Raw genomic sequence first — 21,669 nt, 5'->3', positions numbered from 1 at the left:
TCGTCAGCCTACGAGCGCATCCGGTTTCCCCTTGCTGCGTGGGCGTTCCTCGACCATCTTGCCCCACACGATCAGGCGGTACGTACTGGTGAACTCGGGGGTGCAGGTGGTGAGCGTGAGGTAGCGGCCGGGGCCCTTGAAGCCGGAGCCTTCGGGGACGGGCTGGATCACCGAGATGTTGGAGGGCGGGGTCTGCGGCAGGATGCTCGTCATCTCGTACGTGTAGAACGCGTCCTGCGTCTCGACGACGATGGGGTCGCCCGGCTGGAGGCGGTTGATGTAGCGGAAGGGTTCGCCGTGGGTGTTGCGGTGCCCGGCGACCGCGAAGTTGCCCTGCTTGTCGGAGGGCATGGCGGTCTTGAGGGCGCCCTCGGCGTAGTGGCCGACCATGCCGCGGTCGAGCACCTTCTCCTTGTCGATGCCCTCGGCGATCGGCACGACGACGTCGAGCTTCGGGATGTACATGATCGCGAAGCCCTGGCCGGGCTCGAACGCGCCGGGCTTGCGCCCCTCCGCCCAGGCCTCCTCGATGCCCTTCTTCGCCTGGTCGGCCTGCAGGCCGGCGCGGATGTTGGTCCACCACAGCTGGTACGTGACGAAGAGGAGCATCACGACGCCGAAGGTGATGAAGAGCTCGCCCAGCACGCGGCTCGCGACCACGCCGACGCTGTCCTTGCGGGCGCGGGCGGCGCGCCGGGCCTCGACGCGCGTCAGCGGCCGGTCGGGGCCGGCCGGGGACGGTGCGGCCGGCGCGGGGGCGTGCTTGCCGGCGCGGCGGCGGCCACGGCCCTTGGCGGCCTTGCGGCGCTCGGCGCGGCCGCCGGTAGCGGGGCTGTCGGGCGTGGGCGCGGGCGTGGGCGCAGCGCGGCGGGTGTCCTCCGTGCGGAGTGCCATCGTCTCGGGGTCCGGCGCCTCGGGTGCTTCGGGCACCTCGTACGAAGACGGGTCGTACAGAGGCGTCTCGTACGTCGATGTCTCGTACGTCGGCGCCGCAAGCGGAGGATCTGGTTCCGCCGGGAGGTTCGCGGCCCGGAACCACGGCGAACCGTGCTCGTGCTCCGGGCGCACGGGGGTCACGCGACGGCCTTGCCCACCACCGGCGCGAGCCCTGCCGACCGGCCGACCGCGCCGGTGTCGCCGCACTGCTCCAGCCAGTTGGCGAGCATCAGGTGCCCGTGCTCCGTGAGCACCGACTCCGGGTGGAACTGGACCCCCTCCACCGCGAAGTCACGGTGGCGCAGCCCCATGATGATGCCGTCCTCCGTCCACGCCGTGACCTCCAGCTCATCGGGCAGGTCGCCCGGCTCCGCGGCCAGCGAGTGGTACCGGGTCGCGGTGAAGGGCGACGGCAGCCCGGCGAAGACGCCGCGCCCCTCGTGCGTGACGAGCGAGGTCTTGCCGTGCAGCAGTTCGGGGGCGCGGTCGACGACGCCGCCGTACGCCACGGCCATCGACTGCATGCCGAGGCACACGCCGAAGACGGGGACACCGGTCTCGGCGCAGTGCCGGACCATGTCGACGCAGACGCCGGCCTCCTCGGGCGTACCGGGGCCCGGCGAGAGCAGGACGCCGTCGAAGCCGTCCTGGGCGTGGCTCAGCTCCACCTGGTCGTTGCGCCGGACCTCGCACTCGGCGCCCAGCTGGTACAGGTACTGGACCAGGTTGAAGACGAAGCTGTCGTAGTTGTCGACGACGAGGATGCGCGCGCTCACTGTCCGTCCACCGTCACATCGTTGAACGGAAGCAGAGGCTCCGCCCAGGGGAACACGTACTGGAAGAGCACGTAGACCACCGCCAGGATCAGGACGAGCGAAATGACCGCCCGCACCCAGGCGTTGCCCGGCAGATGCCGCCAGATCCAGCCGTACATGACGTCTGCTGGTCCTTCCTCGAATGCCCTTCGATACCGCACCAGAGTACGGGTCCGGGCCGCCCGATGGGTCAGCTGTCCACAGCCGGCCGCCCGGCTCCCCGGTCGTGTCCCTAGGAAGTCGGCTTGGCGTAGTGCAGGTCCACGGGGCCCGAGTAGCCGGGCAGCGTCACCGCGTCGTGCTCGTCGACCTTCCAGCCGAGACCGTACGCCTTCACGTACAGCAGGTAGTTCTGGACGGCCGTGGAGCCCTCCAGCGCGCGCTGGAGCTTCCCGGTGTCACCCACTGCCGTGATCTTGTAGGGCGGGGAGTAGACGCGGCCCTGGAGGATGAGGGTGTTGCCGACGCAGCGGACCGCGCTGGTGGAGATCAGCCGCTGGTCCATGACGCGGATGCCCTGGGCCCCGCCCTTCCACAGCGCGTTGACGACCGCCTGGAGGTCCTGCTGGTGGATCACCAGGTCGTTGGCCTGCGGCTCCGGATAGCCGGGGGCGGCCTGGGCGTCGGGCGGGGCGTCGTTGAGGGTGACGGTCAGACCGCGGCCGGCGACGGGCGTCGTGCCCGCGGTCTTCTCCAGGGCGCCGAGCTTCTCGTCCTCCGCCTTGGTGGAGCCGTCGTCGCGGCGGGCCAGGGCGTCGACCTCGCCGCGTACCACCGCGGTGGACTCGTCGAGCTCGGCGTTCTTCCGGCTGCGCTCGCTGATCAGGTCGGAGAGTTTGAGCAGCGAGGCGTCCTCGCGGATGTTGGTGCCCTTGGCGGTGTTGAAGCTCGTCACGAAGATCAGGCCGGCGAGCGCGAAGACGCCGGCGGTGAGCACCCGGACCGGTCGCCAGGTGCGGCGCCGGGCGGGCTCTGCTGGAGAGTCGGCGGAATTGCTCAACGTACCCTTATCTCCTTCAGCGCCGCGGAAGCACTACGCTAACGGACGCCCGGGTGAGGCAGTGGTCCCCCTCGCTCTCAGCCCCGGCGACAGCAGCACACACGCCACAGTTCCCTGCGCGGTCACGCAGCGCATCGACAGGAGAGTCCCTCGTGCCGAAGTCACGTATCCGCAAGAAGGCCGACTTCACGCCGCAGCCGGCCGCGAAGCAGGCGACCACCATCAAGCTGACCAACCGCAGCTGGGTGGCACCGGTGATGCTGACGCTCTTCGCCATCGGGCTCGCCTGGATCGTCGTCTTCTACGTCACCGACGGCTCGCTGCCCATCAAGTCGCTCACCAACTGGAACATCGTGGTCGGCTTCGGCTTCATCGCCGGCGGCTTCGGCGTCTCCACCCAGTGGAAGTGACCCGGGCGAAGTGACGGGCTGCGGCGGCTTCGCGGCTTCGGCCCAGCCGTCGTCAAGCCGTACCCAGAGGTTATCCACAGCGTTGTGCACAGGCCAGTGGAAAAAGGTCAGACGATCTGTGGATAACCTCCACGATGTTGACGCCGATGTGACTGCGCGCACCCCTCGCCCCGCCTCGTAAAACCGCAGGTCAACGGCGAGGGGCACAGACGTTCCCCACCCGGTGCACAAGATCCGCCACCCGTTGTGGACAACGATGGGGAAAGCTTGTGCTCAGCTGAGCGCGGCGGTCCTCAGAACCACAGCCGCCAGCGTCAACCCGACGATCAGCCCGCAGGCCGCCCACTGGGTCACCCGGCGCCGCTCGCGCGGGACGCCGACCATCCCGTACGCGATCACCGCGCCGGCGACCAGTCCGCCGATGTGCGCCTGCCAGGCGATGTTGTCCCAGAAGAAGGTCAGCACCAGGTTCAGCACGAGCAGCGTCATCACCGGCCGCATGTCGTACTTGAGCCGGCGCATGAGCACCACCGTCGCGCCCAGCAGACCGAAGACCGCGCCGGACGCCCCGAGGGAGGGCGAGTTCAGATCCGCCTCGAGGTAGGTGAAGGCGCTGCCCGCGAGCGCGGAGAGCAGATAGAGGGCGAGGTAGCGGGCCCGCCCGAGCGCCGCCTCCAGGGGGCCGCCGAGCCACCACACGCCGAGCATGTTGAAGCCGATGTGCCAGATCTCCCAGTGCAGGAACGCCGCCGTCACCAGCCGGTACCACTCGCCGTCCGCGACGCCGACCACCTCGCCGAGCTGCGGCACGAAGGCGAGCCCGATGAGGTCCAGCTGGTGCAGCAGCTCCGGCTTGGCCCGTACGGCCAGGAACATCGCCAGGTTGACGGCGATGAGGATCTTGGTGATCAGCTGGGGGTCGCCGGCCGTGATCACCCCGCCCGCGACCGTGCGCGGCCGGCTATCCGACGGCGCGTGGCCGGTGCCGGACCCGCCGCGCACGCACTCGGGGCACTGGAAGCCGACCGACGCCTCGACCATGCAGTCCGGGCAGATCGGCCGCTCGCAGCGGGTGCACCGGATGCCGGTCTCCACGCCCGGATGGCGATAACAGCTCGGCGCCTGCGCCTGCTCCATGGGGTTCCCCTCTCAACGCGACGCCCCGTCCATCCTTAGGGACGGACGGGGCGGGGCGAAAAGTGCCCGGTCAGGCCTCAGCTCTTGCGGGACTCGATCACGACGGACTCGATGACCACGTCCGTCAGCGGACGGTCGGTGCGCGGGTTGGTCGGGGTGGCGACGATCGCGTCCACGACCCGCTTGCTCGCGTCGTCGGCGACCTCACCGAAGATGGTGTGCTTCCCGGTCAGCCAGGTCGTCGGGGCGACCGTGATGAAGAACTGCGAGCCGTTGGTGCCCGGCCCGGCGTTGGCCATGGCCAGCAGGTACGGCTTGGTGAAGCCCAGCTCCGGGTGGAACTCGTCGGCGAACTCGTAACCGGGGCCGCCCGTGCCGTTGCCGAGCGGGTCGCCGCCCTGGATCATGAAGCCGCCGATGACGCGGTGGAAGACCGTGCCGTCGTAGAGGGGGTCCGTGCTCTTCACGCCGGTGGCCGGGTTGGTCCACTCGCGCTCGCCCTTGGCGAGCTCCACGAAGTTCCTGACCGTCTTCGGGGCGTGGAACGGCAGGAGCCGGATCGCGATGTCGCCCATGGTGGTCTTCAGGGTGGCGTAAAGCTGCTCGGCCACGATGTGCCTTCCGTAAGTCTGGTCTGACGTCGGTCTGCTCCGACGTCCGCCGATCCTCCCACGGGAGGCGGCCGATGCCCCGGATGCCCGTACCGCATGCCGAGGAAGAGGGCGGCAGGCATGATTTCAAAAAGGACGGAAAGGCGAATAGCGACCCCGCCACCGAGGAGGAGGATCCCGTGACCCGCAAGGACAGCGTGCGCGCCGCGACCGATTCGGCAATGGACAGCGTGCGGCACGCCGCGGAAGTGGTGGCGCCCTACGCGAGCACGGCGAAGGACTCGGCCGTGCACTACGCGAACGAAGCGCGCGTAAGGGTCGCGCCGAAGGTCTCGATGGCCGCGCAGCAGGCCCGTACGCAGGCGCGTGCCCAGTACGAATCGATGGTCGCGCCGCATGTGCCGCCGAAGCTCGACAAGGCCGCGCAGCGTGCGATGACGCAGACCCGCAAGGCCGCGCGCGAGGCGGCGCGGTACACGGCGCCGCGCATGGAGAAGGCGATGGCGGCGGCCCAGCCCGTACGGGCCGAGGCGATGAACCGCTCGGCCGCGGCGGTCGCCGCGCTGCGGGGCCAGGTGACGGCCCGGGAGATCCAGCGGCTCGTCCGGAGGCACGAGCGCCGGGCGAAGGCCGGGCGGATGTTCAAGGGTGTGGCGCTCGCGGGGATGCTGGCGGGTGCCGCGTTCGCCGCGTGGAAGTGGTGGGACAAGCAGGCCAACCCGGACTGGCTGGTGGAGCCCCCGGCTGCGACCGAGGTCTCGGAGGGCCCGGTCACGTCGGTCGACGGCAGTGTGGCGCCGCTGGACCCGGAGGTGGAGGCCAAGCAGGCGGAGAACGAGGCGTCCGACCGGAACCGCGAGGACCGCTAGGCCGCTAGGCCGCTAGGCCGCTAGGCCGCTAGGACCACGACGGCCGCTGGAGCCGCTCGAGCCGCGTCGACCACTGGACCGCGACGACCGTCAGGCCGCGAGGGCCAGGTCCGTCGGGTCGGGCTCAGCGGGGGCGGCAGCCGGCAGACGGCGCACGGAGGGCGACGATCCGTGCGCCTCGGCGCGGATGCGCTGCTTGATCGTGGGCGGCAGGGCCCGGGGCCGTACGCGTACGGGTGACGCGGCGCGCTGCACGGGCACGACGGCGGAGGCGGAGAGCGAGGCCGAGGCCGAGGCGGCCGGGAGCGCCGGTGCCGTCTTCGCCGCCTTCGCCGCGGTGCCGGGGCCGAAGCCCAGGGCTCCGAGGAGTGCGGTCAGCAGGGCGATCAGTGGAGAGATGAGCGTCCGGACGTACGACGTGAAGCTGACGGCGGCCATGGCCCCTCGCTTTCTTGGGCGATTTGCATACCTTTCTCATGATGTGTATGTGTCCCGAAAGCGCGAGCACCGGCGCCGCGCCCCGGCAGATCTTCCGATGAACTGCACTCGTCCGGAGCAATAAAAGTTGGGCCCTGCCCACGGCCTCGGGCAGGGCCCCTGCGGCCTCACGCGGCGGCGAACTTCTTGCGCCAGGCGAGGGAGACGTACACCAGCGCCACGAGGACCGGTACCTCGATGAGCGGGCCGACGACGCCCGAGAGGGCCTGGCCGGAGGTGACGCCGAAGGTGGCGATGGCGACGGCGATGGCGAGCTCGAAGTTGTTGCCGGCGGCGGTGAAGGCGAGCGTCGCGGTGCGGTCGTAGGTCAGGCCGATGGCCTTGCCCAGCAGGAACGTGCCGAACCACATCACCGCGAAGTACACGAGCAGCGGGAGCGCGATCCGGGCGACGTCGAGCGGCTGCGAGGTGATGGTCTTCCCCTGGAGGGCGAAGAGGATGACGATCGTGAAGAGCAGGCCGTAGAGGGCCCACGGGCCGATCTTCGGCAGGAAGCCGGACTCGTACGCCTCGCGGCCGAGCTTCTTCTCGCCGATGCGGCGGGTCAGGAAGCCCGCGAGGAGCGGCACGCCGAGGAAGATGACGACGTTGAGGGCGATGCCCCACATGGAGATGTCCAGCGACTCCCCGTCGCCGAGGCCGAGCCGGCCGGGCAGCAGGTCCAGGTAGAACCAGCCGAGCAGACCGAAGGCCAGGACCTGGAACACGCTGTTGAGCGCGACGAGCACGGCGGCGGCTTCGCGGTCGCCGCAGGCGAGGTCGTTCCAGATGACGACCATCGCGATGCAGCGGGCGAGGCCGACGATGATCAGGCCGGTGCGGTACTCGGGCAGGTCCGGCAGGAAGACCCAGGCCAGCGCGAACATCACCGCGGGGCCGAGGACCCAGTTGACGACCAGCGACGAGAGCATCAGCTTCCGGTCGCCGGTGACCGCGTCGAGGCGGTCGTACCGGACCTTCGCCAGGACCGGGTACATCATGATCAGCAGGCCGGCGGCGATGGGCAGCGAGACTCCGCCGATCTCCACCTTCGCGAGCGCGTCGTTCAGACCGGGGACCAGGCGGCCCAGGCCCAGCCCGAGGGCCATCGCGAGGATGATCCAGACGGCGAGGAAGCGGTCGAGCGTGGAGAGTTTCGCGACGACGGACGGTTCCCCGGTGGTGGTCGCGGGCGCTTCGGTACGGGTCACGGACAGGCCCTCTTGTTGTCGGCGGCGGTACGAGCGGTGGCGGCCAGCTCGGCGAATCGGTCGGCGAGGTGCGCGATGACGTCCGGGCGCAGCTTGTAGTACGTGAACCGGCCACACGGCTCGGTGTCCACGACCCCTGCTTCCCGCAGCACTCTCAGGTGGTTGGAGAGGTTCGTCTGGCGGGCCCCGGTCTCCTCCACGAGGTGGGTGGTGCAGAGGGTCTCGCGGGCGAGCAGGGTCACGATCCGGAGCCTCAGCGGGTCGGCCAGAACCCGGATCAGATCAGTGTCGACTGACGTCATCATGGACTGATACTCTCACATCACCGGCGGCTGATACGTGCCGACGGCAGGTACGTGCGAAGAGAGACCCCGATGGCCGACAAGCCCTCCGTGCTGTTCGTCTGCGTGCACAACGCGGGCCGCTCCCAGATGGCCGCCGCCTGGCTGCACCACCTCGCCGGGGACCGGATCGAGGTGCGCTCCGCCGGGTCCGCCCCCGCCGACGCCGTCAACCCGGCCGCCGTCGAGGCCATGCGCGAGGTCGGCATCGACATGTCCGCCGAGACGCCCAAGATCCTCACCGTCGACGCGGTCAAGGCGTCCGACGTCTGCATCACCATGGGCTGCGGTGACACCTGCCCGGTCTTCCCGGGCAAGCGCTACCTGGACTGGAAGCTGGACGACCCGGCCGGCCAGGGCGTCGAAGCCGTACGCCCCATCCGCGACGAGATCAGGAAGCTCGTCGAAGGGCTCGTCGAGGAGATCGACGCCAGCCGGAACCAGCCGGCCAGCACGAACGGGTAGAGCAGGTACCCGAAGCGGGTGGCCGGAGCCAGGCACATGGCCAGGAGCAGTCCCACCGCCAGGAGGTCCGCCGCCGCGCGCGCGTCGCGCGGCGGCCGCCTGAAGAGGTGGACGCCCACCGCCACGGCGGCGAGCACCAGCGCTCCGGTCGCGAGCACGAACCCGCCGGGCACGAACGAGGCGACCAGGTGACCGGGCAGCGGGCTCGCCGCCGGTGAGGCCGCGCCGCCCCGGCCCAGCGGGAAGAGGACGAGCTGCTCCACGAACGCGGCGGGGTGCGCCACCGCCACGGGCGCGACCGCCACCAGCAGCACCCCGCCGGCCACACCCGCCGCGCGGAGGGCGGCCCGGCCGCCGCGTACCGAGACCAGCAGGACCAGCACCACCGGCAACAGCGGCCACGCCGTCCACTTGAGCGACGCCGCGACGCCCATCGCGAGCCCCGCACGGGCGGCCGCGCCCCGCGAGGCGAGCGCCGGCGCGAGGCACATGAGGCCGACGACCGGTAGGTCCGTACCGCCGACGGCCAGGGGCAGCGCCACGGCGGGTAAGGCGGCGAGCACCACCAGCGCCCGACCGCGGCCGAGGTACGGGCCCCGCCGGGTCGCCGGACCCCGCGCCGCCGATGTCCGCCTCGCCGCCGGAACTCGCACCGCGAGCCGCGTCGCCGGAACTCGCACCGCGAGCCGCGTCGCGAGCCGCGTCGCCGGAACCCGTGCCGCGAGCCGCGACGCCGCGGCCATGGACGCGAGGAACACCGCGGCGAACCACCAGCGCGCGTCGGCGAGCGGGAAGTCGCCCCACAGCGCGCGCGGCAGGCCGAACACCGCCATGCCGGGCAGGTAGGGGTTGTAGTCCTCCACACCGAGCGGGTTCTCCACGTACGGGCTGCCGCCGGTCAGCAGCAGGGCCCCGGAGCGCTCCACCACCTCGACCTCCAGCTGCGCACGCCCCCGCGCGACGAGCACGGCGAGCGGCACCGTCACGGCACCGGTCAGTGCGGCCAGCCTCCCCGGGAGCACCCGGCCGCACGCGACGGCGCCCGCGCCGACCGCGTACCCCGCGGCGGCCGCGGTGCCCCACAGCCGATGCGTCCCGAGCGTCGACACCAGGGCGAGCACCCCGGCGAACACCGCGCACACCGCCCACGCCGCGGCCTCCCGGCGCGGCCCCCCACGCGGAGCCGCCACCGGCGGCGGGACGGTCGACCGGTCTGCCCTCATGCGTACGCCTCCTCGGCTCGGAAGCGCACGACTCTGCGGACGAAGGGCCGTTGAGGTCGTCACACGGGGGTCGCATCCCTCGGATCACCCCCCGGTACTACGCGCCGACGGCGGTCCTCGGGGCCGGGGGCGTACGGCAACGAAAAGCCCCCTCCGACCGGCGGATCCGCAGGTCGGAGGGGGCACAAGAGGTGTGGAGCCTAGGGGAGTCGAACCCCTGACATCTGCCATGCAAAGACAGCGCTCTACCAACTGAGCTAAGGCCCCGCGCCGGCCGACGAGCGGCCGGTGCCGCAGACCAGAGTACCGGGTGCCGGGGGGTGTACCGCAAAAGGATTAGGACTCCCCCGGAACGACCACTCTCCGTAAGATGCTGGACAGGTTCGCAGCCGCGAACCACAGCGATGGGGAGACGCATATGGATACGGCACAGCAGGAAGCGACCGCGAGAGCCAGAGAGCTCCAGCGCAGTTGGTACGGGGAGCCACTGGGGGCGCTCTTCCGCCGGCTCATCGACGATCTGGGCCTGAACCAGGCCCGTCTCGCGGCGGTGCTCGGGCTGTCGGCTCCGATGCTCTCCCAGCTGATGAGCGGTCAGCGCGCCAAGATCGGCAACCCTGCCGTGGTGCAGCGCGTCCAGGCCCTCCAGGAGCTGGCGAGCCAGGTCGCCGACGGCAGCGTGAGCGCCGCCGAGGCCACCGACCGGATGGACGAGATCAAGAGGTCCCAGGGAGGCTCGGTGCTCACCGGATCCAGCCAGACGACCGCCAGCTCGGGGGCGCCGACGGTCAAGCGCGTGGTCCGGGAGATCCAGTCGCTGCTGCGCTCCGTCTCGGCGGCCGGCGACATCATCGATGCGGCCGACTCGCTCGCACCCACCCACCCGGAGCTGGCAGAGTTCCTCCGGGTGTACGGCGCCGGGCGCACCGCGGACGCGGTCGCCCACTACGAGTCGCACCAGAGCTGACACAGCTGACAGCAGGCCGAGCGGGAGCGGACGGACGGGGAGCGGCGCAGCGCGATGGGTGAGGTCTTCGCGGGTCGGTACGAGTTGGCCGACCCGATCGGGCGCGGTGGTGTGGGCGCCGTCTGGCGCGCCTGGGACCACCGCCGGCGCCGTTACGTCGCGGCCAAGGTGCTCCAGCAGAGCGACGCGCACACGCTGCTGCGCTTCGTACGGGAACAGGCGCTGAGGATCGACCACCCGCACGTCCTCGCCCCGGCCAGCTGGGCCGCGGACGACGACAAGGTGCTGTTCACCATGGACCTGGTGAGCGGTGGGTCGCTGGCCCATGTCATAGGGGACTACGGGCCGTTGCCGCCCCGCTTCGTCTGCACCCTGCTCGATCAGCTGTTGTCCGGACTGGCCGCGGTGCACGCGGAGGGGGTCGTGCACCGCGACATCAAGCCGGCCAACATCCTGCTGGAGGCGACCGGAACCGGACGGCCGCATCTGCGGCTGTCCGACTTCGGCATCTCGATGCGCAAGGGCGAGCCCCGGCTGACCGAGACGAACTACGTCGTCGGTACGCCGGGTTACTTCGCGCCCGAGCAACTGATGGGCGCGGAGCCCGACTTCCCGGCCGACCTGTTCGCGGTCGGCCTGGTCGCCCTGTACCTGCTGCAGGGTCAGAAGCCGGACGCACAGGCGCTGGTGGACCATTTCACGGCGTACGGCACGCCCGGCGCCCCACAGGGCATCCCGGAGCCGCTGTGGCAGGTCCTGGCGGGCCTGCTCCAGCCCGACCCGCAGATCCGTTTCCGTACGGCGACGGGCGCGCGCAAGGCCCTGTCGGCGGCGGTCGAGCTGCTGCCCGAAGCCGACGGGACCGAGGAGCCCGTCGAGGTCTTCGACCAACTCGGGCCGCTCCCGGCCGGTTTCGGCCCGGAGGGCCCCATCACGGCCGCTCCGGACGCGGTACCGACACCGGCACCGGCACCGGCTTCCGCACAGGCACCCACGCCCGCACCCGCACCCGCACCCGAAGCCGTCGCGGTGCCGCCCGCGCCCGTAACGGCCCCTGTGTACGCGCAGCCCGCGCCGTCCACGCCGTCCGAGACGGGGAGCTTCCACCTCGCCCCGCCGGCTCCGGCGACGCCGACGCGCCCCTACACCGCCGCACAGGCCACCACGCAGCCCACCCCCCAGCCCACCGCCCGCCCCGTGCCGAAGCGGCCCGGGCCGTCCGCGAAGGTGGCGGTACCGGTGCTGCTGACCGCGCTGCTCTGTTTCGCCGTCGGGATCTGGGCGCTCACCCAGGTCTGAACGCCCGCTCCGCTCAGAGCGCCGCGCGCCGCCGCGCCAGCAGCGTCCACACCCCGAGCCCGAGCACCAGCACCGTCCCGCTGCCGATCCCGGCCGCCGCGACGGCCTTCATCGTGCCGCTGCGCTCCGCCTCCGGGCCGCTCTGCCCGCTGGCCGCCTGCTCCTTGTCGTCCTGCGTGACGCTGAAGATCCCGGCCGGCCCGTCGTACGCGGGGGCCGGCCGCGCCTCGCCCCGGACGTTGACGCGCAGCGTCAGCCCGTACGGCTTCTTGCCGAACTTCTCACCCACCTCTGGGCTGAGGCTGACCTGCAGGTAGTACCAGCCCGCGAACCGCATGTCCTCGAACTTGGCGCTGGAGTCGAAGCGGTTCTCGTACCGCACCGGCGGCAGCGGGTCGAGCGCCGCCGCCTTCTGCTTGCCGTCGTACGAGACGGAGTCGACGCTGCCGACGACACCCTGCATGGGGTTGAACAGCCTCATGGAGAGCGCGCTGCCGACGAAGCCCTGGCCGCCCGCCGAGCTGCCGAGGTCCGCGCTGGCGAAGATCTGCTGGCCCCAGTCCACCGGCACCCGGTAGAAGCGCGACTGGCCGGGTTCGATCCGGTCGGTCCACTCGCCCTGGGTGAGGCCGGTCGCGTCGAAGAAGCCGGCGCCGCCGGCCCGTTCGCGAGGGCCGCCGGCCGGGGTCGGGGGCGAGGCGCTGGGCCAGGCCGACGGCGCGGCCGTCGGGCCGACCTCCTTCACCTTGGGCTCGGTCTGGTGCCGGAGCTCCAGCTCCCACGGCTCGGCCCCGCCCTTGCCGTCGGTTGTCGTGCGCTCGACGACCACGTAGTACGAGTCGGCCTTCTGGCAGGAGGTGCGGTCCTTCTCGATGGTCCGGTGCGCGTAGGCGGCCAGCGGGCGCGGGAACTCGGCGGAGCGGAACCGGTCGTCGTTGGAGCTGCACTCGTATCCGTCGCGATCCTGGAGCGAGACCTCCAGGCCGTCGGAGTAGCCGACCTCGGTGCCCGGCCCGGGCACGGCCACGGCGGAGACGTACGCGTCCCGCTCCGCGTCCAGGTCGATCCGGTAGACCAGCTTCTCGCCGCGGTCGATGGTGTCCCGGTACGTCCCGCCGGTGGTCAGCCGCGGGGCCTCACTGGTACTGGCGGCACCCTTCACCGGCCGGGCGCCCTCGGCGAAGGTGTACGGCGTCGGCTGCCCGGCCGCGCGTGCCTGCCCGGCCGCCCCTGTCTGCGCGCCCAGCACCACCACGGCGCCCATCGCCGCCGCCCCGGCGACCGCCCTGGCCGCCGCCATGCCGCCGCCCCGCCGCCTCTTCACGCTCTTCCCCTCCGTACGCGTACCAGCTCCGAGCGGGCACCATCCTGCCCCGCCCGTCCCCGCGCTGTCTGCACACACCTCAGGTACTTTGCAGACGCAATCGAAATATTCGCTACCGGGAACGGCGGACAGCACAAGGCCCCGACCGCTTCAGCGGCCGGGGCCCGTACGCAGACTGCGTGTCGTCTCACACACCGGAACCTGCGGGCACGGAGTCGGTCGCCTCCGTCCACAGGTCCTGCTCGGCGCGATCCGCCTGGATCTGGCGGTACACGAGGAGCCCGCCGATGGCGGCCAGTGCGACCAGGAGAAGCTTCTTCACCGCGCGACCTCGTCTTTCGTTGACGTAGGAGACCTTATGGCGCCCGACTATACACACCGGTCGAGACCATACGGTGACCTACGTCCGCCGAAGAGACACGGGAAACGCGATCGGCCCGGTCGGATTTCTCCGACCGGGCCGATCACCGTCACTGTGGGGCTAACAGGATTTGAACCTGTGGCCTCATCCTTATCAGGGATGCGCTCTAACCAACTGAGCTATAGCCCCGCCGCGTCGGACTCGCCGCCCGCGCTGACCTCTGAAGATTAGCGCACGGAGCGGCGAGTTCCCAAATCCGCGAACCTCCCGCCGGAGGGCCCGCTTACTCGTCCTCGGCGAGGGTGAGCTCGACGCCGCCCACGAAGCCCGCGGAGAGGTTGTAGATGAACGCGCCCAGCGTCGCCAGCGCGGTGGCGAGCACCACGTCGATGACCGCGATCACCGACGTGAACATCAGCACGCGCGGCAGCGAGAGGAAGGCCTGGAGGTCGAAGCCGTTGCTCTCGTTGGAGCCGGTGGCCTCGCTGATCGTGCCGCCGACGGTCGAGAAGACGCCCATGGCGTCCATGACCATCCACAGCACCGCGGCCGCCACCACCGTGCAGATGCCCAGCGCGATGGAGAGCAGGAAGCTCACCTTCATCACCGACCACGGGTCGGCCTTGGCCACCCGCAGCCTCGCCTTGCGCGTACGCGGCACGGTCTTCACCTCGGGCCGGGGCTGACGCGCCCCGGCCGTACCGCCGCTGTTCTGCTGGGTGGCGTACGCCTGCGGCGGCTGGTACGGCTGTGACGCCTTCGCGGCCTTCTTCGGACCGGCGGGCCGCTCTCCGGGCAATGGACCATTGTCGTACGTGGTCACCGTAACCCCCTGGGAGTCCGTGGCAGGGCCACGGGCACCGTTCGCTCCGGAAGCGGCCGATCCGGCGCCCGTGGCTCCACTCACGCTTTACTCCTCGTGCTCCCCGGCCGGCGGCTCCGTACCCCCGGCGGCCTCGGCCGTCACTTCGGCCGTCACTTCGGTGCCTTCGACGGCACCCTCGGTCCCGTCGACCTCTTCGGTCCCGTCGACCTCTTCGGCCTCGCGACCCGCCTCGGCGTTACGTGCGATACCGACGACGGCATCGCGCTTGCCCAGGTTGATCAGTTGGACGCCCATGGTGTCACGGCCCGTCTCCCTGACTTCATTGACTCGCGTACGAATCACACCACCGGACAGCGTGATGGCGAGGATCTCGTCCGTCTCCTCGACCACCAGCGCGCCGACGAGCGAACCGCGGTCCTCCACGATCTTCGCAGCCTTGATACCGAGGCCGCCACGCCCCTGGACGCGGTACTCGTCGACACGGGTGCGCTTCGCGTACCCGCCGTCCGTCGCGGTGAACACGAACGTACCCGGCCGGACGACGTTCATCGACAGCAGCTCGTCGCCTTCGCGGAAGCTCATGCCCTTGACGCCGGAGGTGGCACGCCCCATCGGGCGCAGGGCGTCGTCCGTCGCGGTGAACCGGATCGACTGCGCCTTCTTGGAGATCAGCAGCAGGTCGTCCTCGGCGGACACCAGCTCCGCGCCGATCAGCTCGTCGTCGCGGCCGTCCTCCGTCTCGCGGAGGTTGATCGCGATGACACCTCCGGAACGCGGCGAGTCGTAGTCCTTCAGCGCGGTCTTCTTCACCAGGCCGCCCTTGGTGGCGAGCACCAGGTACGGCGCGGCCTCGTAGTCGCGGATGGCGAGGATCTCGGCGATCTTCTCGTCCGGCTGGAAGGCCAGCAGATTGGCGACGTGCTGGCCGCGCGCGTCCCGCCCGGCGTCGGGGAGCTCGTACGCCTTGGCGCGGTAGACCCGGCCCTTGTTGGTGAAGAACAGGAGCCAGTGGTGCGTCGTCGACACGAAGAAGTGGTCGACGATGTCGTCTTCCTTCAGCTTCGTACCGCGCACGCCCTTGCCGCCGCGCTTCTGCGAGCGGTAGTCGACCGTCTTCGTGCGCTTCACGTAGCCGCCACGCGTGATCGTGACGACGATGTCCTCCTCGGCGATCAGGTCCTCGATGGACATGTCACCGTCGAAGGGCACCAGCTTGGAGCGGCGGTCGTCGCCGTACTTCTCGACGAGTGCCGCGAGCTCCTCGCTGACGATCTGGCGCTGGCGCGCCTCGGAGGCGAGGATCTCGTTGTACTCGTTGATCTTGGCCTGGAGCTCGTCGTGCTCGGCGACGATCTTCTGGCGCTCCAGGGCGGCGAGCCGGCGCAGCTGCATCTCGAGGATGGCGTTGGCCTGGATCTCGTCGATCTGCAGCAGGCCCATCAGGCCCTCGCGCGCGATCTCGACGGTGTCGCTGCGCCGGATCAGGGCGATGACCTCGTCGATGGCGTCGAGCGCCTTGAGCAGACCGCGCAGGATGTGGGCGCGCTCCTCCGCCTTGCGCAGGCGGAACCTCGTACGCCGGACGATGACCTCGATCTGGTGCGTCACCCAGTGGCGGATGAACGCGTCGAGCGAGAGCGTGCGCGGCACACCGTCGACGAGCGCCAGCATGTTGGCGCCGAAGTTCGTCTGGAGGTCGGTGTGCTTGTAGAGGTTGTTGAGGACGACCTTGGCGACCGCGTCCCGCTTGAGGACGATCACCAGGCGCTGGCCGGTCCGGGACGACGTCTCGTCGCGGACGTCCGCGATGCCGCCGATCTTGCCGTCCTTGACGAGGTCGGCGATCTTCTGCGCGAGGTTGTCCGGGTTGACCTGGTAGGGCAGCTCCGTGACCACCAGGCACTGGCGGTTCTGGATCTCCTCGACCTCGACGACCGCGCGCATGGTGATGGAGCCGCGGCCCGTGCGGTACGCCTCCTCGATGCCCTTGCGCCCGACGACGAGGGCGCCGGACGGGAAGTCCGGGCCCTTGATCCGCTCGATCAGCGCGTCCAGGAGCTCCTCGTGGCTGGCCTCGGGGTGCTCCAGCGCCCACTGCGCACCGGCCGCGACCTCGCGGAGGTTGTGCGGCGGGATGTTGGTCGCCATGCCGACCGCGATGCCCGCGGAGCCGTTGACCAGGAGGTTCGGGAAGCGGGACGGCAGGACCGTCGGCTCCTGGTTGCGGCCGTCGTAGTTGTCCTGGAAGTCGACGGTCTCCTCGTCGATGTCCCGGAGCATCTCCATGGACAGCGGCATCATCTTGCACTCGGTGTACCGCATGGCGGCGGCCGGGTCGTTGCCCGGGGAACCGAAGTTGCCGTTGGAGTCCACCAGCGGCAGGCGCATCGACCACGGCTGGGCCAGGCGCACCAGCGCGTCGTAGATGGAGGTGTCGCCGTGCGGGTGGTACGTACCCATGACGTCACCGACGACGCGGGCGCATTTGTAGAAGCCCTTCTCGGGGCGGTACCCGCCGTCGTACATCGCGTACAGCACGCGGCGGTGGACGGGCTTGAGGCCGTCCCGTACGTCCGGCAGCGCGCGGGACACGATGACGGACATCGCGTAGTCCAGGTACGAGCGCTGCATCTCGGTCTCGAGCCCGACGGGCTCGACGCGCAGGCCCACACCGGGGACGGCGGGCTCCTCTTCGGGCATCACGGGGGCAGGGGTGTTCTCGTCGGCCATTGCTGGTCTTCAGTCCTTTCGTACGGTCAGCTGAGACCGACTCAGATGTCGAGGAAGCGAACGTCCTTGGCGTTGCGCTGGATGAACGAGCGCCGCGCCTCCACGTCCTCACCCATCAACACCGAGAACAGGTCGTCGGCCTGGGCCGCGTCGTCCAGCGTGACCTGGCCGAGCACCCGGTGGTCCTGGTCCATGGTGGTGATGCGCAGCTCCTCGGCGTTCATCTCGCCCAGACCCTTGAAGCGCTGGATCGAGTCCTCGCGGATGCGCTTGCCGTTCTGCTTGCCGAGCTCGACGAGCGCGTCGCGCTCACGGTCCGAGTAGGCGTACTCGAAGTCGTCCCGGCCCCACTTGATCTTGTACAGCGGCGGGCGCGACAGGTACACGTGCCCGGCCTCGACCAGCGGCCGCATGAAGCGGAAGAGGAAGGTCAGCAGCAGCGTGTTGATGTGCTGGCCGTCGACGTCGGCGTCCGCCATGAGGATGATCTTGTGGTAGCGGAGCTTGGAGATGTCGAAGTCCTCGTGGACCCCGGTGCCGAAGGCGGAGATCAGCGCCTGGACCTCGGTGTTCTGGAGGATCTTGTCGATCCGGGCCTTCTCGACGTTCAGGATCTTGCCGCGGATCGGCAGGATGGCCTGGTACTCGGGGTTGCGGCCGGACTTGGCCGAGCCGCCGGCGGAGTCGCCCTCGACGATGAAGATCTCGCACTTGGACGGGTCGTTCGACTGGCAGTCGGACAGCTTGCCCGGCAGGGACGCCGACTCCAGCAGGCCCTTGCGCCGCGTCAGGTCACGCGCCTTGCGGGCGGCGACGCGGGCGGTGGCGGCCTGGATCGACTTGCGGATGATGTCCGCGGCCTCGTTGGGGTTGCGGTCGAACCAGTCCGTCAGGTGCTCGTTGACGACCTTCTGGACGAACGTCTTCGCCTCGGTGTTGCCCAGCTTGGTCTTGGTCTGGCCCTCGAACTGCGGCTCGCCGAGCTTGACGGAGATGATCGCCGTCAGACCCTCGCGGATGTCCTCACCGGTGAGGTTGTCGTCCTTCTCGCGCAGCAGCTTCTTGTCGCGCGCGTAACGGTTCACCAGACCGGTGAGCGCGGCGCGGAAGCCCTCTTCGTGCGTACCGCCCTCGTGGGTGTGGATGGTGTTCGCGAAGGAGTACACGCCCTCGGTGTACTGCGAGTTCCACTGCATGGCGATCTCGACCGAGAGCATGCGCTCCTTGTCCTCGGACTCCACCGCGATCACCGTGGGGTGGATGAGCTCGCCCTTGCGCGAGTTCAGGTACTTCACGAAGTCGACGATGCCGCCCTCGTAGTAGTACGAGACGGTGCGCGCCGGCGCCTCCTCGGCGGTCTCCGCCGCGTCGGGGTCGTCGGCGTTCATCGTCGCCTTGGCCGACTCGCGCTCGTCGGTCAGCGAGATGCGCAGGCCCTTGTTGAGGAAGGCCATCTCCTGGAAGCGGCGCGAGAGCGTCTCGAAGGAGTACTCGGTCGTCTCGAAGATGTCCGGGTCGGCCCAGAAGGTCACCGCGGTACCGGAGTCCTCGACCGCCTCGTGCTTGGCCAGGGGGGCGGTGGGCACGCCCAGCTTGTAGTCCTGGGTCCAACGGAACCCGTCCCGCTTGATCTCCACGGAGACCCGCGACGACAGGGCGTTCACGACGGACACACCCACGCCGTGCAGACCACCGGAGACGGCGTAACCGCCGCCGCCGAACTTGCCGCCCGCGTGCAGCACGGTGAGCACGACCTCGACGGCCGGCTTCTTCTCGACGGGGTGGATGTCCACGGGGATACCGCGCCCGTTGTCCACGACCTTGACGCCACCGTCCGCGAGGATGGTGACGTCGATGGTGTCCGCGTGCCCGGCCAGGGCCTCGTCGACGGAGTTGTCGACCACCTCGTACACCAGGTGGTGCAGTCCACGCTCGCCGGTCGACCCGATGTACATGCCGGGTCGCTTGCGGACCGCGTCCAGACCCTCGAGGACGGTGATCGCGCTGGCGTCGTACGACGACGAGGTTGGCGTCGTCGCGCCGGCAGCAGTGGACGGAATGTTCTCGTTGGGGTTGCCGGAATCGGCCACGAAGCGCCCTTTCTGGCACAGCACAAGCCGTCTCTCCGGGGGTCCGGGAGCGGCTGCGTCGTTCGACATGTTCCGCAGTGGGCGGGATTACCTACCAGTGTACCGGTGACGCCGACACTCATGGGGGTTTGCCGGTACCTGAGTACGCATGTGCCGCCCTGAACCGGCGCCCACCTACTCCCCATATCCGGGAAGGGGCTTCAAGAGGCTCACACCGCCACTCAGCGCTTCGACCTGTCAACCTCCAGCGACGGTGACGGGGGCCTCACTCTTCGCGTCTGTCACGGGGGTCACGGGGGCTGGTGTGGAACCCCCGTGACCCCCGGCGCGAGCGGGCGCGGCCCGGCTCAGCGGGGCGCCCGGGGGGGGCGAGCGGGGTGGGGGCTAGGGGCTCCAGCGTGAGCTCCGGACGCTCAGGGTTCCGGGGGCCGCCGCGCCGGCGAGGCCGGACGGTCAGGGAGTGGCGCCGCCCGAGCGGGGTCCGGGGGGCGGGGGCCTAGGGCGCAGCCGTGGCCCCGGGCGCCAGGGTTCGCAGCCCGCCGCGCCTGCGGCCGGGCGATCAGGGAAGGCCGCAGGCCGAGCGGGTCCGGGCCCCTGGGCTAGGGCGCAGCCGTGGTTCCGGGCGTTCCGGCTGGGAGTCCGCGCCGCGCCGGCGGCCGCACGGCCAGGGAGGGCCGCAGGCGGAGCGGCTCCGGGTCCGGGGCGCAGCCCCGGCTTGGCGCCTCGCGGCAGCGAGGCATCCGGCCCGGCCGCGCAGCGGCGCGGGCCAGGGGTCCGGGGGCGGAGCCCCCGGTTACGGGAAGGGGAGGGGTGGGGGAGAAGCACCGGCCGCGTCAGCCGTACGTGTCCCCCGGCCCCACGCTCCCCGGCGCCCGCAGCGGCCCGTACCCCCGCCGCGGCCCCCCGGGCCCCAGCACCTTGATCACCCGCACGGTCCCCTGCCCCAGGTCCTCGTTCAGCCGCGCCACCAGCCGCGGCGCCAGCAGCCGCAGCTGCGTCGCCCACGCCGTGGAGTCGCACTGCACCGTGAGCACCCGCTCCTCCGGGTCCTCGTCGTACCGCAGCGGTACGCAGTGCTTCGCCAGGTCCTCGCCCACGATCTGCGGCCACCGGCCCATCACACCGCCGACCGCCGCCGGGGTCTCCCACCCGCGCTCGGTGATCAACCGGTTGATCGCGGCGCCCAGCGGCAGCGGATCGCGCCCGTCCGCCCGCGCGCCCGAGCGCAGGCCGCCGCCCCGCCGCGCCTGCTTCTTCTGCTGCGCCGCCGCGCCCCGCGCCTTCGCCTGCTCCTTCGCCGCGCGCAGCGCGACCCGCGCCAGGTCGACGCCCGACGGCTCCGGCACGGAAGCCCCGGGCAGAGGAGGCCCCGGTACAGAAGCCCCCGGCAAAGGAGACCCGGGCACGGAAGAGGGCCCGGGTACGGACATGCCCGTCACAGCCGCTCCACCGTCCCCTCCGACACCACGTACCTCACACCCGCCAGCACCCCCGGTACGTCGTCGTCGACCGCCGCCGTCACCAGCACCTGCTCCCCCGGCGCGACCAGCTCCGCCAGCCGCTCGCGCCGCCGCGCGTCCAGCTCCGCGAAGACGTCGTCGAGGACGAGCACCGGCTCGTTGCCCTCCCCGCGCAGCAGGTCGTACGAGGCCAGCCGCAGCGCCAGGGCATAGGACCAGGACTCGCCGTGGCTGGCGTACCCCTTCGCGGGCAGCTCGCCCAGCTTGAGCACGAGATCGTCACGGTGGGGGCCCACCAGCGTGACGCCCCGCTCGATCTCCTGCTTGCGCACCTCGGCCAGCGCCGCGAGGAGCCCCTCGTACAGCGCCTCCCGCCCGTGCACCCCGGCGGCGACCGGCCCCCGGTACTCCAGCGACATCGGCCCGCCGCCCGGCGCGAGCTGCTCGTACGCCTTGTCGGCCAGCGGCTGCAGCGTCGCGACGAGGTCGAGCCGCTGCGCCAGCAGCTCCGCGCCCGTGCGCGCGAGGTGCTGGTCCCACACGTCCAGCGTGGAGAGGTCCATGGAGCGCCCGCCGTGCCGCCGCGCCATGGCCGCCGACTTCAGCAGGGTGTTGCGCTGCTTGAGCACCCGCTCGTAGTCGGAGCGCACCCCCGCCATCCGCGGCGAGCGCGCGGTGACCAGCTCGTCGAGGAAGCGCCGCCGCTCCCCCGGATCGCCCTTGACGAGCGCCAGGTCCTCCGGCGCGAAGAGCACGGTCCGTACGATGCCCAGCACATCCCGCGGCCTGACCTGCGAGGACCGGTTGATCCGGGCCCGGTTCGCCCGCCCCGGGTTGAGCTCCAGCTCGACGAGCTGCGACCGCTCGCCCTGCCGGACGGCCGCGCGGATGACGGCGCGCTCGGCCCCCATCCGCACCAGTGGAGCGTCGGACGAGACCCGGTGGCTGCCGAGCGTGGCGAGATAGCCGACCGCCTCGACGAGGTTGGTCTTGCCCTGGCCGTTCGCGCCGACGAAAACGCCGACGCCCGGCTCGAGCGGGACCTCGACCCGGGCGTACGAGCGGAAGTCGGCCAGCGACAGATGCGTGACGTGCATGATGTGCGCCGACCTTCCCC

General features: G+C 70.9%; 21 protein-coding genes, 2 tRNA genes and 1 pseudogene. 5 read left to right on the top strand and 19 right to left on the bottom strand.

Features of this window, described 5'->3' with window-relative positions; translation table 11 throughout:
- Window positions 1-3 precede the first annotated feature (3 nt).
- The 4 genes from AB0A69_RS21820 to AB0A69_RS21805 form a co-directional block, all read right to left on the bottom strand.
- A complete protein-coding gene (locus AB0A69_RS21820; RefSeq protein ID WP_361424350.1) occupies window positions 4-1,155 on the bottom strand; it encodes a class E sortase in 1,152 nt (383 codons plus the stop codon).
- Complete coding sequence (locus AB0A69_RS21815) at window positions 1,074-1,712, bottom strand: aminodeoxychorismate/anthranilate synthase component II (protein WP_361424272.1); 639 nt, start codon at window positions 1,710-1,712, stop codon at window positions 1,074-1,076. Before AB0A69_RS21815 ends, AB0A69_RS21820 begins: the two co-directional genes overlap by 82 nt.
- Window positions 1,709-1,870, bottom strand: a complete 162-nt coding sequence (locus AB0A69_RS21810; protein ID WP_355352091.1) for a hypothetical protein — start codon at window positions 1,868-1,870, stop codon at window positions 1,709-1,711. Before AB0A69_RS21810 ends, AB0A69_RS21815 begins: the two co-directional genes overlap by 4 nt.
- Window positions 1,871-1,983: 113 nt before the next feature.
- The gene (locus AB0A69_RS21805) at window positions 1,984-2,751 is read right to left on the bottom strand and encodes a DUF881 domain-containing protein (RefSeq protein WP_361424269.1); all 768 of its coding nucleotides are present in this window, start codon (window positions 2,749-2,751) and stop codon (window positions 1,984-1,986) included.
- A gap of 152 nt (window positions 2,752-2,903) precedes the next feature.
- Between AB0A69_RS21805 and crgA the strand changes: the two genes are divergently transcribed.
- Window positions 2,904-3,161 carry a cell division protein CrgA gene (gene crgA, locus AB0A69_RS21800; RefSeq protein WP_361424266.1) on the top strand — a complete coding sequence of 86 codons (258 nt, stop codon included), beginning with the start codon at window positions 2,904-2,906 and terminating at the stop codon, window positions 3,159-3,161.
- 273 nt (window positions 3,162-3,434) lie between these two features.
- On the opposite strand, the gene AB0A69_RS21795 is transcribed toward crgA, so the two are convergent.
- Window positions 3,435-4,298, bottom strand: coding sequence for a rhomboid family intramembrane serine protease (locus AB0A69_RS21795; RefSeq protein ID WP_361424263.1), 864 nt, complete (start codon window positions 4,296-4,298; stop codon window positions 3,435-3,437).
- Between the two features lie 77 nt (window positions 4,299-4,375).
- Window positions 4,376-4,909: a peptidylprolyl isomerase gene (locus AB0A69_RS21790; RefSeq protein WP_361424260.1), complete on the bottom strand. Its 534-nt coding sequence runs from the start codon at window positions 4,907-4,909 to the stop codon at window positions 4,376-4,378.
- Window positions 4,910-5,088: 179 nt separating this feature from the next.
- Here AB0A69_RS21790 and AB0A69_RS21785 point away from each other — a divergent pair, with 179 nt between their 5' ends.
- A complete protein-coding gene (locus tag AB0A69_RS21785; RefSeq protein ID WP_361424257.1) occupies window positions 5,089-5,778 on the top strand; it encodes a DUF5324 family protein in 690 nt (229 codons plus the stop codon).
- Window positions 5,779-5,868: 90 nt separating this feature from the next.
- On the opposite strand, the gene AB0A69_RS21780 is transcribed toward AB0A69_RS21785, so the two are convergent.
- From AB0A69_RS21780 to AB0A69_RS21770, 3 genes are all read right to left on the bottom strand, one after another.
- Window positions 5,869-6,216, bottom strand: coding sequence for a DUF6344 domain-containing protein (locus tag AB0A69_RS21780; protein ID WP_361424254.1), 348 nt, complete (start codon window positions 6,214-6,216; stop codon window positions 5,869-5,871).
- A 167-nt stretch (window positions 6,217-6,383) separates the two neighbouring features.
- Window positions 6,384-7,466 (bottom strand): ACR3 family arsenite efflux transporter, encoded by a 1,083-nt coding sequence (gene arsB, locus AB0A69_RS21775; RefSeq protein WP_361424251.1) that lies wholly within the window; start codon window positions 7,464-7,466, stop codon window positions 6,384-6,386.
- A complete protein-coding gene (locus tag AB0A69_RS21770) occupies window positions 7,463-7,771 on the bottom strand; it encodes a metalloregulator ArsR/SmtB family transcription factor (RefSeq protein WP_361424248.1) in 309 nt (102 codons plus the stop codon). Before AB0A69_RS21770 ends, arsB begins: the two co-directional genes overlap by 4 nt.
- Window positions 7,772-7,840: 69 nt before the next feature.
- On the opposite strand from AB0A69_RS21770, the gene AB0A69_RS21765 reads away from it, so the two are divergent.
- Window positions 7,841-8,272, top strand: coding sequence for an arsenate reductase ArsC (locus AB0A69_RS21765; protein WP_361424245.1), 432 nt, complete (start codon window positions 7,841-7,843; stop codon window positions 8,270-8,272).
- A 41-nt stretch (window positions 8,273-8,313) separates the two neighbouring features.
- On the opposite strand, the pseudogene AB0A69_RS21760 reads toward AB0A69_RS21765, so the two are convergent.
- Together AB0A69_RS21760 and AB0A69_RS21755 are read right to left on the bottom strand one after the other, a co-directional pair.
- A pseudogene (locus AB0A69_RS21760) lies at window positions 8,314-9,105 on the bottom strand (hypothetical protein); the annotation flags it as partial.
- A 584-nt stretch (window positions 9,106-9,689) separates the two neighbouring features.
- Window positions 9,690-9,762: transfer RNA gene (locus AB0A69_RS21755), tRNA-Ala, on the bottom strand.
- A gap of 151 nt (window positions 9,763-9,913) precedes the next feature.
- On the opposite strand from AB0A69_RS21755, the gene AB0A69_RS21750 reads away from it, so the two are divergent.
- Window positions 9,914-10,462, top strand: coding sequence for a DNA-binding protein (locus tag AB0A69_RS21750; RefSeq protein WP_361424242.1), 549 nt, complete (start codon window positions 9,914-9,916; stop codon window positions 10,460-10,462).
- Between the two features lie 54 nt (window positions 10,463-10,516).
- Window positions 10,517-11,761 carry a serine/threonine-protein kinase gene (locus AB0A69_RS21745; protein ID WP_361424240.1) on the top strand — a complete coding sequence of 415 codons (1,245 nt, stop codon included), beginning with the start codon at window positions 10,517-10,519 and terminating at the stop codon, window positions 11,759-11,761.
- Window positions 11,762-11,774: 13 nt separating this feature from the next.
- Here the strand turns inward: AB0A69_RS21745 and AB0A69_RS21740 are convergent, their stop codons facing one another.
- The 8 genes from AB0A69_RS21740 to recF all read right to left on the bottom strand — a co-directional run bounded on the left by AB0A69_RS21740 (window position 11,775) and on the right by recF (window position 21,649).
- On the bottom strand, window positions 11,775-13,085 hold the full coding sequence (locus AB0A69_RS21740) for a hypothetical protein (protein ID WP_361424237.1): 1,311 nt from the start codon (window positions 13,083-13,085) through the stop codon (window positions 11,775-11,777).
- Between the two features lie 187 nt (window positions 13,086-13,272).
- The gene (locus tag AB0A69_RS21735) at window positions 13,273-13,407 is read right to left on the bottom strand and encodes a DLW-39 family protein (RefSeq protein ID WP_003958712.1); all 135 of its coding nucleotides are present in this window, start codon (window positions 13,405-13,407) and stop codon (window positions 13,273-13,275) included.
- 154 nt (window positions 13,408-13,561) lie between these two features.
- Window positions 13,562-13,635 (bottom strand) — tRNA-Ile (locus AB0A69_RS21730).
- A 94-nt stretch (window positions 13,636-13,729) separates the two neighbouring features.
- Window positions 13,730-14,353 carry a DUF3566 domain-containing protein gene (locus AB0A69_RS21725; protein WP_361424234.1) on the bottom strand — a complete coding sequence of 208 codons (624 nt, stop codon included), beginning with the start codon at window positions 14,351-14,353 and terminating at the stop codon, window positions 13,730-13,732.
- A 3-nt stretch (window positions 14,354-14,356) separates the two neighbouring features.
- Window positions 14,357-17,002, bottom strand: coding sequence for a DNA gyrase subunit A (gene gyrA, locus AB0A69_RS21720; protein WP_361424231.1), 2,646 nt, complete (start codon window positions 17,000-17,002; stop codon window positions 14,357-14,359).
- A 41-nt stretch (window positions 17,003-17,043) separates the two neighbouring features.
- A complete protein-coding gene (gene gyrB / locus AB0A69_RS21715; protein WP_361424228.1) occupies window positions 17,044-19,116 on the bottom strand; it encodes a DNA topoisomerase (ATP-hydrolyzing) subunit B in 2,073 nt (690 codons plus the stop codon).
- An 809-nt stretch (window positions 19,117-19,925) separates the two neighbouring features.
- Window positions 19,926-20,522 (bottom strand): DciA family protein, encoded by a 597-nt coding sequence (locus AB0A69_RS21710; protein ID WP_361424347.1) that lies wholly within the window; start codon window positions 20,520-20,522, stop codon window positions 19,926-19,928.
- Window positions 20,523-20,527: 5 nt separating this feature from the next.
- Entirely contained in the window at window positions 20,528-21,649 is a 1,122-nt protein-coding gene (gene recF / locus AB0A69_RS21705) for a DNA replication/repair protein RecF (RefSeq protein ID WP_361424225.1), read from the bottom strand.
- Between the last annotated feature and the right edge of the window lie 20 nt (window positions 21,650-21,669).

This window comes from Streptomyces sp. NPDC045431 (genome assembly GCF_040646655.1).
Lineage (GTDB): Bacteria > Actinomycetota > Actinomycetes > Streptomycetales > Streptomycetaceae > Streptomyces.
Note: the sequence above shows the minus strand (reverse complement) of the source record. Positions and strands in the feature narration are given on the sequence as shown.